At 26.6% G+C, this 16,675-nt stretch carries 15 protein-coding genes; 7 read left to right on the top strand and 8 right to left on the bottom strand.

Annotation, left to right across the window (positions count from 1 at the left end; genetic code table 11):
• Nucleotides 1-6: 6 nt before the first annotated feature.
• The 3 genes from CP965_RS12820 to CP965_RS12810 form a co-directional block, all read right to left on the bottom strand.
• Complete coding sequence (locus CP965_RS12820) at nt 7-1,833, bottom strand: methyl-accepting chemotaxis protein (protein ID WP_129062519.1); 1,827 nt, start codon at nt 1,831-1,833, stop codon at nt 7-9.
• A 95-nt stretch (nt 1,834-1,928) separates the two neighbouring features.
• Nucleotides 1,929-3,422 (bottom strand): PLP-dependent transferase, encoded by a 1,494-nt coding sequence (locus CP965_RS12815; protein ID WP_129062518.1) that lies wholly within the window; start codon nt 3,420-3,422, stop codon nt 1,929-1,931.
• Nucleotides 3,423-4,577, bottom strand: a complete 1,155-nt coding sequence (locus tag CP965_RS12810) for a trans-sulfuration enzyme family protein (protein WP_129062517.1) — start codon at nt 4,575-4,577, stop codon at nt 3,423-3,425.
• Between the two features lie 200 nt (nt 4,578-4,777).
• On the opposite strand from CP965_RS12810, the gene CP965_RS12805 reads away from it, so the two are divergent.
• Complete coding sequence (locus CP965_RS12805; RefSeq protein ID WP_129062516.1) at nt 4,778-6,229, top strand: protein adenylyltransferase SelO; 1,452 nt, start codon at nt 4,778-4,780, stop codon at nt 6,227-6,229.
• Between the two features lie 11 nt (nt 6,230-6,240).
• Here the strand turns inward: CP965_RS12805 and CP965_RS12800 are convergent, their stop codons facing one another.
• Nucleotides 6,241-6,537: a YtxH domain-containing protein gene (locus CP965_RS12800; RefSeq protein WP_129062515.1), complete on the bottom strand. Its 297-nt coding sequence runs from the start codon at nt 6,535-6,537 to the stop codon at nt 6,241-6,243.
• A 220-nt stretch (nt 6,538-6,757) separates the two neighbouring features.
• On the opposite strand from CP965_RS12800, the gene CP965_RS12795 reads away from it, so the two are divergent.
• From CP965_RS12795 to CP965_RS12775, 5 genes are read left to right on the top strand one after another with little or no spacing between them, the layout of a single operon-like run.
• Nucleotides 6,758-7,360 carry a TetR/AcrR family transcriptional regulator gene (locus CP965_RS12795; protein ID WP_129062514.1) on the top strand — a complete coding sequence of 201 codons (603 nt, stop codon included), beginning with the start codon at nt 6,758-6,760 and terminating at the stop codon, nt 7,358-7,360.
• Nucleotides 7,353-7,586 (top strand): DUF2798 domain-containing protein, encoded by a 234-nt coding sequence (locus tag CP965_RS12790; protein ID WP_129062513.1) that lies wholly within the window; start codon nt 7,353-7,355, stop codon nt 7,584-7,586. The genes CP965_RS12795 and CP965_RS12790 overlap by 8 nt, the downstream gene beginning before the upstream one ends.
• Nucleotides 7,586-8,626, top strand: a complete 1,041-nt coding sequence (locus tag CP965_RS12785; protein ID WP_129062512.1) for an efflux RND transporter periplasmic adaptor subunit — start codon at nt 7,586-7,588, stop codon at nt 8,624-8,626. The genes CP965_RS12790 and CP965_RS12785 overlap by 1 nt, the downstream gene beginning before the upstream one ends.
• A gap of 9 nt (nt 8,627-8,635) precedes the next feature.
• Nucleotides 8,636-11,767, top strand: a complete 3,132-nt coding sequence (locus CP965_RS12780; RefSeq protein WP_129062511.1) for an efflux RND transporter permease subunit — start codon at nt 8,636-8,638, stop codon at nt 11,765-11,767.
• A gap of 9 nt (nt 11,768-11,776) precedes the next feature.
• Complete coding sequence (locus CP965_RS12775; protein ID WP_129062510.1) at nt 11,777-13,021, top strand: TolC family protein; 1,245 nt, start codon at nt 11,777-11,779, stop codon at nt 13,019-13,021.
• Between the two features lie 8 nt (nt 13,022-13,029).
• Here CP965_RS12775 and CP965_RS14160 read toward each other — a convergent pair whose 3' ends face one another.
• Complete coding sequence (locus CP965_RS14160; RefSeq protein WP_164971028.1) at nt 13,030-13,194, bottom strand: hypothetical protein; 165 nt, start codon at nt 13,192-13,194, stop codon at nt 13,030-13,032.
• Nucleotides 13,195-13,202: 8 nt separating this feature from the next.
• Nucleotides 13,203-13,505: a hypothetical protein gene (locus CP965_RS12770; protein WP_129062509.1), complete on the bottom strand. Its 303-nt coding sequence runs from the start codon at nt 13,503-13,505 to the stop codon at nt 13,203-13,205.
• A gap of 132 nt (nt 13,506-13,637) precedes the next feature.
• On the opposite strand from CP965_RS12770, the gene CP965_RS12765 reads away from it, so the two are divergent.
• Entirely contained in the window at nt 13,638-15,905 is a 2,268-nt protein-coding gene (locus tag CP965_RS12765; protein WP_129062508.1) for an EAL domain-containing protein, read from the top strand.
• Between the two features lie 2 nt (nt 15,906-15,907).
• On the opposite strand, the gene CP965_RS12760 is transcribed toward CP965_RS12765, so the two are convergent.
• The gene (locus tag CP965_RS12760; protein WP_129062507.1) at nt 15,908-16,252 is read right to left on the bottom strand and encodes a metal-sulfur cluster assembly factor; all 345 of its coding nucleotides are present in this window, start codon (nt 16,250-16,252) and stop codon (nt 15,908-15,910) included.
• An 11-nt stretch (nt 16,253-16,263) separates the two neighbouring features.
• Nucleotides 16,264-16,674 (bottom strand): SufE family protein, encoded by a 411-nt coding sequence (locus CP965_RS12755; RefSeq protein WP_129062506.1) that lies wholly within the window; start codon nt 16,672-16,674, stop codon nt 16,264-16,266.
• Nucleotide 16,675: the final 1 nt, after the last annotated feature.

Here is a 16,675-nt window from a genome sequence, read left to right as displayed (position 1 = left end):
GATGAATTAAAAATTTAATTCATCTTTTCCTAAAAACTCTTTTGTACTATTACCTTCTACAATTTGTTCTGCAAGTTTCTCTGTTGAAAATGCTATTTCTTGTACTTGAGAAGCAATATGCGCATTTTCTTGAGTCTTTTGGTCTAGTCCACTTATTGCATCATTTATTTGAACTATTCCTTTTTGTTGCTCATTACTTGAAATAGAAACTTCTTTTATAATCTTTAAAGTCTGGTCAATGTTTTCATTTAAACTTGAATACCCTTTTATCATACTATCTGAGATATCTTTTCCTTCTTTTGCTTTAACTGTAGCATGTTCTACTAACTCTTTTATCTCTTTTGCTGCTTCAGCAGATTTTGTTGCTAGATTTCTAACTTCTCCTGCAACTACAGTAAAACCTTTACCTGCTTCTCCTGCTGTAGCTGCCTCAACTGCTGCATTTAGTGAAAGAATATTTGTTTGAAAAGCGATTTGGTCAATTATTGTAATTGCATCATTTATTAGATTAACTTGTTCATCAATTTCATCCATTGAAGCACCTGTTTTATGAGCTAAATCTTGACCTTCTTTTGTGGCACTTGTAACTTTGTTTGCTACTTGTGACATTTTATTCATTTTTTGAGTACTACTTGTAACATTTGAAGTGATTTGCTCTAAAGCAGCAGCAGTTTCTTCTAGATTTGAGGCTGCTTCACTTGAACTTATATTTAAGGTGTCTACATTTTTTAGTAAAGTAGCAGAACTTGTTCTAAGCTCTAAACCTCTTTTTGTACTTTGTACCAACATTTTTGAAATAGCATCTCCTAAAGAATCAATTCCTTTAAGTAAAGCAGCAATTTCTCCTTGTGAGTTAATAGAGGTTTTCATTTTAAAATCTTCATGTTGATATTTATCTAAAGTATTTAAAGCATGGTCAATAATATTGTGTAAAGTATCAAGCATACTATTTAAAGCAGTTACTAACTCCATGATAGAACTATTTGAAGTTTTTGTTTTAACTCTTGTATTTAGCTTACCACTTTTTATTTCATTTACTACATTTTGTACATCTTTTATAACTAGAGTATCTTCACTTTGAGCTTTTTCTATTTTATTTATATATTCATTAAAGTTTTTTGCAATTTTTGCTGTTTCATCTTTTGTTTTTATTTCTATTTTTTTATTAATATCTGAAGAGTTTGTTAAGTTAGCCATAGCTTTTTCTAAGCTTTCTAAAGGAGAAATAATACTTCTTGATAGAAGAACATTAAAAGCTAAAATAACCAATATTATAACTAACATAAGAATTACTATAGTTATAATTGAGTCTTCAATCATAGTATGAAAGTTTTTTTGTGCTACTTGTGAGTTTGCTTGAATGATTTTTAAAATATCAGTAATAGTAAATTTTAAATCTCTCCACGCTTGAAGAGAACTACTCATATCTTTTTTTTCTAGTAAGTTTCCATCTTCTACTTTTTTATATAAAGGTTTAACGATATTTAAAAAGTTTGTTACTTTTGGTTCAAATTTTGAGTATAAATTTTTATCTAAACCCTCAAACTCTTTTGCAGCTTTTTGTACAGCATTTATTGCTGTAGTCATTGTGTTTTTAGCCTTTGCTGAACTTGGGTTTTGAAAAACTACACCTGATGAAGAGTTATATAAAAGACCATTTATATAAATTGCATTTAAAGTTTCACTTTGTTTTGCAATATCTAAAGAGTAACTGTATTCTTTGGATAAAGAGTTTAAAGTATTATAAGTAATCAAAGCTGATATACATAAACCTAAAATAATAAGAAAACTATTTATTTTCAACTTAAAAAGAATAGAGAAGTTATCTAACATAACGTATTTCCTTGTATAAAACTATAATGATAAATAATATTAAAACTATTCTTAATAAGCACTTTTAATAATAGGTCTTTTGCTTTGCTTAAAACTTATTCAATTCTTTTAAACTCATTTATAATCTCTTCAATAGGTTCTATTCCTACAGAGATTCTAAGTAGGTTTATAGGTAAATCGATTTCTTCTAATTCTTTATGACCTTTTTCACTTTTTATTAAATCATAATGAGCTAAATAAGTATAAGGCATAAGAAGTGTAAATTCAGTTCCTAAACTCGGACCTTTTGCAAAATTTAATTTATCATAAACTTCTTCAAAGGGTTTATTAAAAGTTACAGAAACTATACCTACATAACTATTATCATCAATTATTGTTTGGCAATAGTTATCTTTGTTTTGTTCATCCATACAGTAGTATAAGTTCTTAATATATGGACAGGTTTTTAGATAGTTTACTAAAGCTATAGTATTTTTACTTATTTGTTTTACTCTTTTTTTATAATCTTTTATTTCTACAGCTAATCTTTGGATATCTTTTATAAAAATTGGTTCACAGTGTTGAAAGAATTCTTCATTCATATGAGAAAGATTGTGTTTTTTATTTAAGATTATAGCTCCCATTAGAACATCAGCATTTCCACAAGCAAATTTTGTCAATGATTCTACGAAGATATCAGCATATGAAGTTAAATCAAGATTATATGGTGTTGCAAAAGTTGTATCTATGATAAGAGGAATATTATATTTATCACAAAGTTTACGCAATGCTTTTATATCTACAGTTTTTAATTGGGGGTTTGTAGGAATTTCAGTTATTATTGCAGCAACTTTTAGACCTTTTTGTTTCAAATAATTTTCTAATAAATCTAATCTTTTAATATCTTTAAAAATTTTTTGTCTTTGATAATGATGATTTACTATATTCATTGTATCAAGATATAACCAACCAAATTGAACTAAGACAGTTCTTCCATTATGACTTTGAATAGAGTTTATACCTCTAATTACAGAATAAATTGCATTCATTCCAGAAGGTGTTAAGCAAACATTTTCATAGGGTTGTTTATAGGCATTTGCTAATGTATTTATTACTATATCTTTAGCTTTTTCTTCTTTTTCTAATTCTTCTTTATGTAAAGTATCTATTTCTTTAACTTTGTAAAGATACTCTTCTGCTAATCTTGAAGAAAGATTACAGCCTACATGTTGGATATAAGTAAGTACCTTTTGTAGTTGGCTTGTTCCATTTTGTACAAGAATCACTCCAAAAGGTTCATCTATTTCTATTTTATTGTAAATATAGTATTTATCACTTATAAGTTTTGCAGCTTTTTGAGAACTTAAAACAACAACTTCATATTCATCACAAACATCATATTTCTTTTTTATATATTCACTAAGTTTTTTTAAATAAGGATGTAAGATAAACCTTGGATAACCACTTTTAATAACTTTTAAAGTCTTTTCATCTTGTTCTTCATAACCTATTACATCTTTAAGTGTTGGCATAGAAACTGAGACTGCATGGATATTATTTATAGGTAAGGTTTCTCCACTTGGAATGGCTTTAAAAAAACTATTTTTCATCTATTTTACTGCTTGTTTTATATCTTCTATTAAATCTTCAAAATTTTCTAAACCAATAGAAAATCTAACTGTTCCATCACTAATTCCTATTGCTTTTAATTCTTCTTTTGAGAAAGAAGCATGGGAAATCTTTGCAGGGATTTCAGCTCTTGAATCAGGGCTTCCAAAAGAGCATTTCTCACCAAATATTTTTGTATTTTCAATAAACTTTTCCGCAAGTTCAAGTGTTTGGAAATCTGCACAAAATACACCAGGAATATATTCCATTTGTTTTTTTGCAAGTTCATATTGAGGGTGAGATTCCAAAGCAGGGTGAGTTACTTTAGTAATGTAACTTTGTTTCTCTAAAAACTTTGCAATTTTTATAGAGCTTTCTTGATGTTCTTTCATTCTTACTTTTAAAGTAGGAATTCCTAAAGAAATAAGATAAACATCCATTGGGTTTTGACTTCTTCCTTGTGCGTTTGCATAATAGTGAAGTTCTTGGGCTAATTCTTTTGTCTTTGCTGCAATTGCCCCAGCAACAACAGCCCCATGACCTGAAATATATTTAGTAGTTGAAAATAAAGAAAAATCAGCTCCTAAGTCTAAAGGTCTTTGAGATATAAAAGTAGCAAGTGAATTATCAACTGCAAATAAGGCTTTATATTTATGTGTTAAAGTTGCAATCTTCTGTAAATCTATAATTTTAAGACCAGGATTTGTAGGAGACTCACAAAGTACTAAATCTATTGTATTATTTTTTAAAATATCTTCTAGTTTATCTTCTTCTAAAAAGTCTGCAAAATGAACTGTAATATTATACTTTTCTTTGAATACTTTTAATAATCTAAATGTACCACCATAACAATCAGCTTCCACTAAAATATGAGAATTTGCTTTTAAAACAGTTTCAAAAAGTAAGGCTACTGAAGCTATTCCTGTATGAGTACATACACAACCAGCAGCATTTTCTACATCAGTAAAAAGATTTTCTAACATCTCTCTTGTTGGATTATCACTTCTTGTATAATCATATATTTTATCTCCCTCTTGTTTTTTTAAATCAAAAGTTCCTGTGTTATAAATGGGGAAATGTGAAGCACCTGCTTTATCCTCAAAAGGTGCATACTTAGCTATATGGCTAAGAGCTGTTTCTATTTTAATTTTTTTCATGCATATCCAATTTTTTAGGTGGATTATAACGAATTTTTCATAAGAGTTAAAAAGTTTAAGAATTAAAAAAAAATTATTATTATAAAAACTTATATATAAGGTAACATTGTAATATAGCTTAATTTTATAAAGTATATTGATGATTAAATATGACAGAAAATATCTTGTTTTATAATTTGCAAAATAGTATAAGGTTTTTTATGAAATTAAATGAATTAGAATTTAAATGTGATTATTTTGACTTTGATGAAATATTTTATCAAAAAGTTAAACCACAAGCTTTAAGTACTCCATATTTAATAAGTTTTTCAAAAGCTGCTTGTGATTTAATAAATTTAGATTATGATGAATGCAAAAAAGAAGAGTTTGTGCAGTTTGTAAATGGAGAAAAGCTTTTAAAAGGTTCTATTCCTTATTCTATGGCTTATTCTGGTCATCAGTTTGGTTATTATGTTCCTCAATTAGGAGATGGTAGAGCTATTAACTTTGGTAGCATCAATAACTGGCATTTACAAACAAAAGGAGCAGGTCTTACAAAATATTCTAGACAAGGAGACGGTAGAGCAGTTTTAAGGTCAAGTATTAGAGAATTTATTATGAGTGAAGCAATGTATCATTTAGGAATTCCTACTACAAGAGCTTTAGCTTTAATTGGTTCTAAACATCCAGTGTATAGACCATATAGTGAGCCTGAAAGTGCTGCAATAGTTTTAAGAATATCTCCATCATGGGTAAGAATAGGGACTTTTGAATATTTTTCAAAAAAAAGGAAAGATCATTTAATAAAGTTATTAGAGTATGTTATTACGAATTCATATAGTCATTTAAAGAACAATAAGAATAGATATGAAGAATTCTATTTTGAATTAGTTGATAAAACAGCAAAACTTATGGCACAATGGATGGCTTACGGGTTCATGCATGGGGTTATGAATACAGATAATATGAGTGTAGATGGACTTACAATCGATTATGGTCCTTATGCTTTTATGGATAACTTTGAAATGATGTGTATTTGTAATCATACTGATGTGGAAGGAAGATACTCTTATAATAATCAACCCCATATAGCAAAATGGAATTTGGAAGTTTTAGCCTATAGTTTAAAAGATGTTTGTAATATAGATAAATTATTGGAGTATTTACAAACTTTTATGAGTACAAATCAAAAATATTACTTAGAGCTAATGAATAAAAGATTAGGACTTGATGAATCTTTAAGTGGTGATTCAAATGTAGATTTAATAATAGATTTATTAGAAGATTTAGAGGTGTCAAAGTGTGATTACAATTGTTTTTTCTGGGAACTTACAAAATTGGACTCATTTGAAGATTTTTCTTCAATTTTAGATATTGTACCTATAAGAGAAGCTTTAGAAGATTGGTTTATAAAATATAAAAAAGTAATAAGTACTCAAAAACAAGATTTCAATGAGATGAAAAAACTTATGAAAAAAACAAATCCAAAATTTGTGATTAAAAATTATATGTTGCAAGAGGCTATAGAAAAAGCTCAAGAGGGAAATTTTACTTTAGTAAATGATTTACTAAATATTGCTCAAACTCCTTTTGATGAACATAAAGAATTTGAACAATATGCTAAGCCAACACCTATTAAATATGCAAATATACAGCTTTCATGTTCTTCTTAAAAGAGTAAGTGTTATTCTACACTCTCTTTTATAGTTTTTAAAGTTTCTTTAGCTTCATTTTCTACATTGTTGATAATTTCTTCTGCTTTATCTTTAGCTTCATTCATACTATCTTCAACTTCATCTTCATTATTATCAACAACGTCTTCTGCCTCATCAACAGCATCTTCAGTTTTGTCTGCAACATCCTCAGCTTTATCTTTAACGATTTCTTTAACTTCATTTGTTGTACTTTCATCTTTTTTACTTTCTGTACATCCTTGTAATATTAAAACTAAAAAACTTAAAGCTAATAATAATTTTTTCATAATACCCCTTTTATATATTTAAATGTTTGCAAGTATACTTATTTTATATATAAAGAATCTTTAAAATTATTATAAATTCCTATATTAAGTTTAATATAAAATTATATCTGACTACTGGTCAATTAGTTAAAATCTATTTAAGTAATCTTTTTCTATACTTCTATTTTTATAACTGACCATTAGTCAGAAAATATAAAATAATGATACTTAGGAGGTATTATTGAGTCCAAGAAGAATTGATAAAAATCAAAGAAGAAGAGAAATAGCTCTTGCATCTGAACCTTTAATACATAAAGGAATTAGAAATATTACAGTAGAGCAGGTGGCAAAAAATGCTGGAATAGGTAAGGGAACTATTTACGAATATTTTTCAAACAAAGAAGATATTATTTTTGAAATTATGAATTTACATATTGAAGATTATCATAAAGAGTTTGTAAAAGTTATACAAAATACAAAATCGGCAAAAGAAAAGTTAAAGATTTTTTTCAGATTTGTGATGGACGATAGTGAAGAAATGAGAGAACATTTTAAAGGTTATCAAGACTATTTATCTGTAGTTTTATCAGATGATAATAAAGAAATGAAAACTTTTAATTGTAGTTGTAATGAGTTTTTTACTTCTCAAATAAAACAGATTTTAGATGATGGTATAAAATCAGGTGAACTTATTCCTCAAGCAGCAGATTTTGTAGAGGGAATAATTTGTTTTGAAAAGGGTGTTGTTCTTAGAAAAATGGCACAAGAAAATTTTGATGCAAGAAAAGTATGTGAAGATTTTTTAAATTCTTTTTTTAAATTATTGGAGATAAAAAATGTTTGATATGAAATATAGAAGAGTTATTTTTGCTTTTTTTATGTCTTTGTTTATGAGTTTCATTATGAGTATGGTAATTACTTTTATAAATTTGGGGTTTGTAGATGATTTTGTTATTAGGTGGATGGAAGCATTTTTTAAAGCTTATGTTTGTGCTTTCCCAATTGTATTTTTTGTAGCTCCTGCTGTTCAAAGAATTACGAATAAATTAATAAAAGAGGAAAATTTATAATGTCAAAGAAAATATTTAGTTTATCTATTTTCTTTTTACTTCTTATAAGTGCACAAGGGGCATCTTTAGTGGAAGTATCGAAAATAGTAAAAGAGGAAGTTAATCCTTTACAAGAGTTTGTTGGAACTGTAAAGTTTGATCAAAAGTCAGTACTTGCAGCACAAAACTCAGGGGTAGTAAAAACAATAAATTTTGAGTTAGGTGATAAGGTAAAAAAAGGAAAAACTTTAGTTCACATTGATGCTGATATTTTGAATGCTCAAATAAAAGCAGCAAAAGCTAATTTAAAAGCAGCAAAAGATGAAAATAAAAATTCATCTAAAGATTATAAGAGGTATAAAAAACTTTTAGAGACGAAATCAATAACTCAAAAAGAGTACGATGATGCTTTATTAAAAAAGGATTCTAGTTTAAGTAATGTACAAGCCTTAGAAGCTACATTAAAAGAGTTACAAATACAAAGCCAGAAGAAAAAAATAAAAGCACCTTATAATGCAATTGTTGTTGAAAGATATGTTGATTTAGGGGAGTGGGTAAATGCAGGAAGTAAAGTTGCAACTGTAGTGGATACTTCAAAAATAGAAATTACTTTTAACATTCCTTTATCTGTTGTTGATGGACTTAGAAAAAATGAAATTTATGATATTTATCTTGGAAATGAAATTATAAAAGCAAAATTACTTGCAGCAATTCCTAATGGGGATATATTAACAAGAACTTTTCCTGTAAAGTTTAAAGCAGATGTAAATAATGGTTTTATTTTTGATGGACAAGAAGCAAAGGTTTCATTATCAAAGAATGCAAAAACAGAAGCATTAGTTGTACCAAGAGATTCTGTAATTAAACGATTTGGTCAAAATGTTGTCTTTATAGTTACAGACAAAATGATAGCTAAAATGATACCTGTACAAGTGATTGGTTATTTAGGAAAAAAAGTAGCAATTCAAGGAGAAGGTCTATCAGTTGGCATGGATGTAGTTAGTAAAGGAAATGAAAGGGTATTCCCAGATTCTCCTGTACAAGTATTAAATAAAAAATAGGAAAAATAAATGGATTTAATCAAGTTTTCCATAAAAAACCCAGTTACAATTATAGTTTCAGTTCTTATAGTTGTATTATTTGGTTTTTTATCTTTATCAAAACTTCCTTATCAATTAACTCCTTCTGTAACAAAACCAGAAATAAAAGTAACAACTGTTTGGCCAGGTGCTACTCCTTATGAGGTTGAAAGGGAGATAATTGAAGAGCAAGAAGATGCCCTAAAAAGTTTAAATAATTTAATTGAATATGAATCTAGCTCTATGGATGATTCAGGTGAAATTACTTTAACTTTTAAATTGGGAACAGATTTAAGAGCAGCTTTACAAGATGTTTCAAATAAGTTAAATGAAGTTAGCTCCTATCCTGATGATGTGGAAGAACCTGTTATAGAAACTGCAACAGCAAGTCCTGTAATTTGGATGATGCTTCAAACTAAACCTGAAAACAAAAGACATATTGATGAATATAAAACTTTTTTTGAAGATGAAATAAAACCAGTAATTAGAAGAGTTGAAGGTGTTTCGGGAACAATGGGAGGTGGAGGAAGAGAACAAGAGATGCAAATTGAGTTTGATACAAATAAGTTAGCATCTTATGGTTTAACTATTCCTCAAGTAATAAATATTTTACAAAATGAAAATGTAGATGTATCAGCTGGTTTACAAAATTTAGAAAGACGTTCATATAGAATTAGAACAGTACATAAGTTTAAAACTATAAAAGATATTGAAGATGTTATTTTAATTTCAAATAGAGAACAAAGAGTACGAGTAAAAGACCTTGCAAAAATAAATTTTGGTTATGAAACACCAAGTTCAGTTGCTATGTTTTTAGGTCAAGATGGTATTTTTTTAGGAGTTCAACCTAGTTCTGAAGTTAATGTTGTAAAACTAACAAATGATGTTGAAAAAGTTGTAAATGAGTTAAATGCTGGAGTTTTATCAAAGGAACAATTAGAAATTCAATGGTTAAATGATGATAGACCTTATATCGTTGGTTCTGTAGATTTAGTTCAGAAAAATATCATGATAGGTGGAGTTTTAGCAATCTTTATTTTAATACTCTTTTTAAGAAGTATTTCTCCTACTGCCGTTGTTTCAGTTGCTATTCCTATTTCAATTATTGGTACTTTTATTATTTTGAGTGCTATGGGAAGAAGTTTAAATACTATTTCATTAGCAGGAATCTCTTTTGCTGTTGGTATGTTAGTTGATTCAGCAATTGTTGTTTTAGAAAATATTGACAGACATAGAAAATCAGGTGACCCAATTTTTGAAGCAGCATATAAAGGTGCAACAGAAGTTTGGGGAGCTTTAATTGCTTCTGCTTTAACTACAATAGCAGTATTTTTACCTATTATTTTCTTAGAAGATGAAGCTGGTCAATTATTTAAAGATATTGCAATTGCTGTAACATCAGCTGTATCTTTTTCTTTATTTGTTTCTATTGCTGTTATTCCAATGCTTTGGAAGAAGTTTGCATCTTTTTCTAAAAAAGAACCAAGGGATGCAGGCGCAATAGCTAATTTTGGGCATAAAATGGTAGATTTAATTATGTCTATTGTTAATCTTTCTTTAAAAAGTACTATGTCTAAACTTATAACAATTTTATCTTTGGGAACTTTTTCTGTATTAATAATCTATATCCTTTTTCCAAAGTTAGACTATTTACCACAGGGGAATAAGAATATGATTTTTAATATATTAATTGCACCTCCTGGTTTATCTTATGAAGAGAGATATGAAATGGGTGCTTATTTAATGAAAGGAATAGAACCTTATATAAATAAAGATATTGGTGACACTCCTGGAATAAATAAAGCTTTTTTTGTTTCTTTTGGAGATTTCAATCTTCTTGGAGCTACTTCTATTCATGAAGATAGAGCAAGAGATTTAATTCCAATGTTATCATCACTTGTAAATTCATTACCTTCAATTTTTGGAGTATCTATTCAAGAAGGAGTTTTTGAAGATGGTATCGGTGAAGGGAATAGTATAAATATTGACATTTCAGGTGAAAAAATAGAAGATATAGCAAGTGTAGGAGCACAACTTTTTGGTGTAACAACACAAACTTTAAAAGGAAGTCAAGTAAGACCAGTACCTTCAGTTGAGTTATTGTATCCAGAAGTTAGACTAAAACCAAATCAAGATGCCTTAAGAGCCTTAGGAATGAGTTCACGAGATTTAGGAATAAGTGTTGATGTCTTAATGGATGGTAGAAAAATAGGTGATTTTGAACAAGAGGGTAAAAAGAAAATCGATTTAGTATTAAAAGCCGATGATAAGTTGATAAAATCTCCTGAAGATATCTTAGCTTCTCAAATTGCTTTGCCAAACTCTTCTTTAGTTCCTGTTTCTTCTTTAGCTAGTACAGAGTTTACTACAGGAATTAGTGAAATACGGCACTTAGATGGTAAAAGAACTATTACCTTAAGAGTTACACCTCCAATGGGAATGACCCTTGATGAAGCTATGCAAACTATTGGTGGAATGCTTGAAGGAATGAAAGCAAAAGGAATGATACCTTCTAGTGTAGAAGTAGGAATGTCTGGAACAGCAGATAAACTTACAGAAACAATTGGATTATTACTTGGAAATTTTATTTTGGCATTAGTTATAGTTTATTTACTTATGTCTTCTTTATTTGGAAATTTCTTGTATCCAATAGTTATTATGTTTACAGTTCCCTTAGCAACTGCAGGAGGTTTTATAGGTTTAGCTTTAACTAATACTTTTATTGCTCCTCAAACTTTAGATATCTTAACAATGTTAGGATTTATTATTTTAGTTGGAATTGTTGTTAATAATGCAATTTTAATAGTACATCAAAGTTTAAATTATATTAGAAATGAAGGTATGGAACATAAAAAAGCAGTTGTAGCTGCAACAAAAACAAGAATTAGACCTATTTATATGTCTTCAATGACTTCTGTTTTTGGTATGTTACCTCTTGTTTTAGTACCAGGTCCAGGAAGTGAGTTTTATAGAGGTTTAGGTTCAGTAATAACTGGAGGTCTAGCTTTCTCAACTATATTTACAATTTTTGTAACACCTGCTTTACTTATGTTTTTTATTAAATTAGAGCAAAGAGTAAAGAAAAAAGGTACTAAAGAACCTGTAGATGTTAGTAAATCATAAGGAAAAAAGATGAAAAAAAATATAATAAAATTATTGCCTTTAGCTTTTTTTACTGTAAATATATATGCACTTAATCTAGATGAAGCAATAAAGCTTGGTCTAGAAAATAATAATAGTTATAAAAAGCAACAATATATTTATGATGAAGCTAAAGAAAATGTAGTAAAAAGTAGAGGAAACTTTTTGCCTACATTAGATTTATCATATACTTATAATGCAAATAAAGAAGATTTAGGAGATGGTAAAGATAATGCAAATGCAAGTGCAATAATCTCTTATAGTCTATTTAATGGTTTGCAAGATAAGTATAATTTAGAAGCTTCAAAGGATTCTGAAAAATCTTCAAAATATACTTTAGAAGCAACGAAACATGATTTAGTTTATAATATTAAAGCAAGATATATTTCTTATTTAAAAAGTATTAAAAATATTGAAACATTAAATAATGCTTATAAACTTTTACAAAAGCAATATGAAGACTCTTTAAATAAATTTGAACAAGGTTTATTAGCAAAGAATGATTTACTTCAAGTAAATGCTCAAATGTTACAAGCAAAACAAAATTTAGCTAGAGCAAAGGCTGACTCTAAAATAGCTTGGTATGACTTAAAAAATATTTTAGGTGGAACTTTAAGTAAAGAAGAAAAAATTGAAGATTTAGAAAGAATAAATACTTTTGAGTCAATTTTTAATGAAGAAGAATTATATTTAAGAAGTGAAGTAAAATCTTTAAAAAAGAGTATAGAAGCTTTAGGAAATCAAAAAGATGCAAATACTTATGGTTCAAATTTACCTAAGGTTTCTTTAGATTTAAAATATACAAAATTAGGAGAAGATGCTTCTTTAAATGTAAATGAATCTGAAATTGAAAATCAGTCAACTGCAACTGTAAATTTTAAATGGAATCTTTATAATGGTGGAAAAGATAAATCAGAAACAATAATCTTACAAAAAAAGATTTCACAAGCAAAAGAAGATTTAGAAAGTTTAAAACTTGATATTAAACTTCAATATGAAAAAGCACTTGAAGAGTATGAGGTTTCAAAATTAAATTATGAAACTGCTGTGGTGTCTTTGGAACAATCAGAAGAAAACTATAAAATAGTAAATAATAGATTTAAAGAAGGAATCTCAACAACTACAGATTTAATCAATGCCAACTTTTTATTAAGTCAAGCAAAACAAAGTTTTGATAGTGCATATTATGATAGATTTTTAGCTAAAGCTTCTTTATATAGAATATTTGAAAAATAGATACTTTATTAATCAAAGAACTTGAATTCTTTTTCAAGTTCTTTTTTTGAAGCACCTTCTTCTTTTCTTTTTTTATACTTTTTCATATTTTTAAAGTATTTATAACTTTGAAAAAGTATAAAAATAGTAAAGATAAATAAAAAAATAGAAAATATTACAAAAATTATTTCCATAAATTTTCCTATTTAGAACCAAATCCTAAAAAGTTACCTGATTTTTCATTTTCATCTTCGAGCTGTTTTTTAGTTGGAACATTTTCAACTCCTTTAAAATCATTAAACCAATTAAGTTCAGAAGGGGTAGAATTATCTGTTTTACTTCTCTTTACATTATCGAAATCAAGGGAACCAGAACCAAAATCCATTTTATCATATATAATATATGCAAAGATAAGTACTGCTACTACAATTAAGCCTCTAAAAATATATTGCCCTAAGGTTTGTAAAGGTGTTTTTTTCTTTTGTATTTTATATTCTTTTGCCATAATTTAGATTATTACATAAAAATTATTAAATCTTGATTGTTAAAATATTACTCTAATAATACCATAGATTTTTATAATAATACTATTGTGATATTATTAAATAGTATTATTTCATATATAGGAGATAAATATATGGAAAAAATCAATTATAAAATTTCATTTTTAATAATTTTCTTATTATCAATTATTTCAATATTTTCAATAATAATTTATATATCGAATAGTTCTAGTTCTAATAATATAGAAGAGATTTCTATTCAAAGAATAAAAGAAAAAGCAATGGAGAGAGAAGCTTTTTTAAAAGATTTTTTAGAAGATTATAAACAAGCTTTATATGCTTTAAGTCAAAATAAATTTTTATATGAATATTTAAATAATGGAAAAAGTAAAAAAGAGCTTGAAGAAATATTTATAACCTTAGAAAAAACACTTCCTAGTGCAATTCAAATAAGACTTTTAGATATGAATGGTTTTGAAAAAATTAGAATTAATGGTGTGGCAAGTCACGACTATAATGAAAAAAGAAAAGTTGAAGTAGTAAAAGAAGAGGTTCTTCAAGATAAATCAAATAGATACTATTTTCATAGATTTAAAAATTTAAAAAAAGAAGAAATAGGTTTTTCTAAAATTGATTTAGAAAGAGATTTTGGAAAAATTATAATACCTAAAAAAGAGACAATAAGATTAGGAAAACTTGTTTTTGATAAAGATGGTAAAAAAGCAGGTATTTTAGTTATAAATGTTTCTTTAACAGATTTTTTCAAGTTTTTTATTGATACTTCTTTATATAATGTAATGATTGTTGATAATTTTGGACGTATAATTCTTAGTACAAACTCTAAATATGGAATGATAAGAGAAAGTTTCAAAACATTTTTATTAAAAGATTTATATACTTTTTCAACTGCTAATAAAATATTATCTAATAATGAATATTATTCAAAATTTTTCTATAGTAAAAAAATAGATAACTTTAATACTGGACAAGATTTAAGATTGATATTAAGTTCAAAATTTGAACACTTAAGTGCAAAAAAAAATGAAAGAGAAGTTTTTGTTTATATGTTGTTATTTATATTATTAGTTCTTTTATTTCCTATCATTATATATTTTTCAAAAGTTCCTGATACTTTAAAAAAACGAATAAAACATCAAATGATAACAGATAGCTTAACAAACCTTCCAAATAGAGAACATTTGTTAAGTTGTTTAAATAAAAAAGAAAATAAAGAAAATATTGTAATCATTATAAATATTGATAATTTATCAAAAATAAGAAATGCCTATGGTTATAGAGTTATTAATAGACTAGAAAAAGTTTTTGCTCATTATTTAGAGTCTTATGAAAAACAAGATAGATTTAAAACTTTATTTAAAGTAGGGAAAAGCTCTTTTGCTTTTTTGTATGAATATAAAGATGAAAAACTTTTACTAGAACAAACAAGAAAATTACAAAAGAATATTGAAAATAAAGATTTTATAATAAGAGATGATTTTAAAGTATTAATTGATTCAACAATTGGAATAAGTACAAACTCTTCAAGAAATGAGACAAAACTACAAGAGGCTGAAATAGCATTGGATATTGCTTTATCTAAAAAAGAAGATATAAAAATTTATGATAAAAAAGATAAAAATATAGAACTACATAAAGATAATATTAGAATGGTTAGTAAAATAAAAAAAGCAATTGAAAATGATGATGTTATAATTCATTTTCAACCTATTTATTCAAATTTTTATAATAAAGTTACTAAATACGAAACTTTGATTCGTTTAAAATCAGAAGGAGAAATAATATATCCAGATAGCTTTTTACAAATAGCTAAAGATATAAAAAAATATAAAAAGTTAACCAAAATTGTAATTTCTAAATCTTTTGAGTATTTTAAAGACAAAAATACAGAGTTTTCAATAAATCTAAGTCTTGAAGATATCTCTTCAAAAGAAATTCAATTTTATCTTTTTGATAAAATTAAAGAATATGAGATAGGAAGTAAACTTGTTATTGAAATAGTTGAATCAGAAGCTATAGACAATTTTGAAGAGTTTGTAAGTTTTATAAAAGAAGCAAAAACTTTTGGTTGTAAAATAGCAATTGATGACTTTGGTAGTGGATACTCAAACTATAATTATATTATTAGTTTAAATGACTATATAGATTATTTGAAAATTGATGGAAGTTTAATAAAAGATATTCATAAAAATAGAAAAACTCAACTTTTACTTGGAACATTAAAGTTCTTATGTGACAATTTAGGTATAAAAACAATTGCTGAGTATATAGAAAATAAAGAAATTTTTGATTATATAAAATCTATGGGAATAGATTATTCTCAAGGATATTATATAGGAAAACCTAAATCAACTGTAAGTAAGTTAATAAAGGTTTTTGAATAAATTTAAATATGTGCTCCTGATGCAGCCATTATATCTTTCCCATCTTCACTTATCATAGAAGGTTCCCATGGAGGGTTAAAAACTAGATGAACATAAGCTTCATCTATTTCATCAACTGTTTGTGTTACATATTTTACTTGTTCTACTAAACTCTCTGCAACAGGACAAGCTGGAGAGGTTAGTGTCATTTCTATTGTTGCAAATAAATAGTTATTTTTTTCTTCAAAATCAATTTTATATATTAATCCTAAATCATAAATATTTACTGGAATTTCTGGATCATATACTGATTTTAATCTTTTTATTACTTCTTCTTCTATTTCATCTTTTTTTTCTAAAAGTGACATTTAAAATCCTTTTATGCTTTTAAAGCATACTCTTTAATCTTTTTAATCATTCCAATTACTCCACTTTGTCTATTTGGAGTAATTACTTCACTAAGACCTAGTTCATAAACTATATCCATATTAACTTCTTTTAACTCTTCAATACTTGAGTTTGAAAAAATATTTAAAATAATATAAACTAAACCTTTTACAATAACAGCATCAGAAGTTCCTTTGAAAAAAAGTTTATTATCTTTCTTTTCACAAACTAACCAAACTTGAGATGTACAACCATGAACAATATTTTCAGGTGTTTTGTATTTTTCTTCTAGATCTTCAAGTTTTTTACCTAAATCAATAATATATTCATATTTTTGTAATTCATCTTCAAAAAAGTCTAAATCTTCTTTTATATCTTGAACTCTTTTTTCAATACTTGTCATT

The sequence above is a fragment of the Halarcobacter mediterraneus genome (genome assembly GCF_004116625.1).
Lineage (GTDB): Bacteria > Campylobacterota > Campylobacteria > Campylobacterales > Arcobacteraceae > Halarcobacter > Halarcobacter mediterraneus.
This window is presented reverse-complemented; position numbering and strand designations above follow the sequence as displayed.

Coding starts and splice junctions, on each gene's coding strand:
- CP965_RS12785 (WP_129062512.1), top strand. CDS start 7,586: ATGTCAAAGAAAATATTTAGTTTATCTATTTTCTTTTTACTTCTTATA.
- CP965_RS12760 (WP_129062507.1), bottom strand. CDS start 16,252: ATGTCACTTTTAGAAAAAAAAGATGAAATAGAAGAAGAAGTAATAAAA.
- CP965_RS14160 (WP_164971028.1), bottom strand. CDS start 13,194: ATGGAAATAATTTTTGTAATATTTTCTATTTTTTTATTTATCTTTACT.
- CP965_RS12775 (WP_129062510.1), top strand. CDS start 11,777: ATGAAAAAAAATATAATAAAATTATTGCCTTTAGCTTTTTTTACTGTA.
- CP965_RS12770 (WP_129062509.1), bottom strand. CDS start 13,505: ATGGCAAAAGAATATAAAATACAAAAGAAAAAAACACCTTTACAAACC.
- CP965_RS12800 (WP_129062515.1), bottom strand. CDS start 6,537: ATGAAAAAATTATTATTAGCTTTAAGTTTTTTAGTTTTAATATTACAA.
- CP965_RS12810 (WP_129062517.1), bottom strand. CDS start 4,577: ATGAAAAAAATTAAAATAGAAACAGCTCTTAGCCATATAGCTAAGTAT.
- CP965_RS12790 (WP_129062513.1), top strand. CDS start 7,353: ATGTTTGATATGAAATATAGAAGAGTTATTTTTGCTTTTTTTATGTCT.
- CP965_RS12815 (WP_129062518.1), bottom strand. CDS start 3,422: ATGAAAAATAGTTTTTTTAAAGCCATTCCAAGTGGAGAAACCTTACCT.
- CP965_RS12805 (WP_129062516.1), top strand. CDS start 4,778: ATGAAATTAAATGAATTAGAATTTAAATGTGATTATTTTGACTTTGAT.
- CP965_RS12820 (WP_129062519.1), bottom strand. CDS start 1,833: ATGTTAGATAACTTCTCTATTCTTTTTAAGTTGAAAATAAATAGTTTT.
- CP965_RS12765 (WP_129062508.1), top strand. CDS start 13,638: ATGGAAAAAATCAATTATAAAATTTCATTTTTAATAATTTTCTTATTA.
- CP965_RS12780 (WP_129062511.1), top strand. CDS start 8,636: ATGGATTTAATCAAGTTTTCCATAAAAAACCCAGTTACAATTATAGTT.
- CP965_RS12755 (WP_129062506.1), bottom strand. CDS start 16,674: ATGACAAGTATTGAAAAAAGAGTTCAAGATATAAAAGAAGATTTAGAC.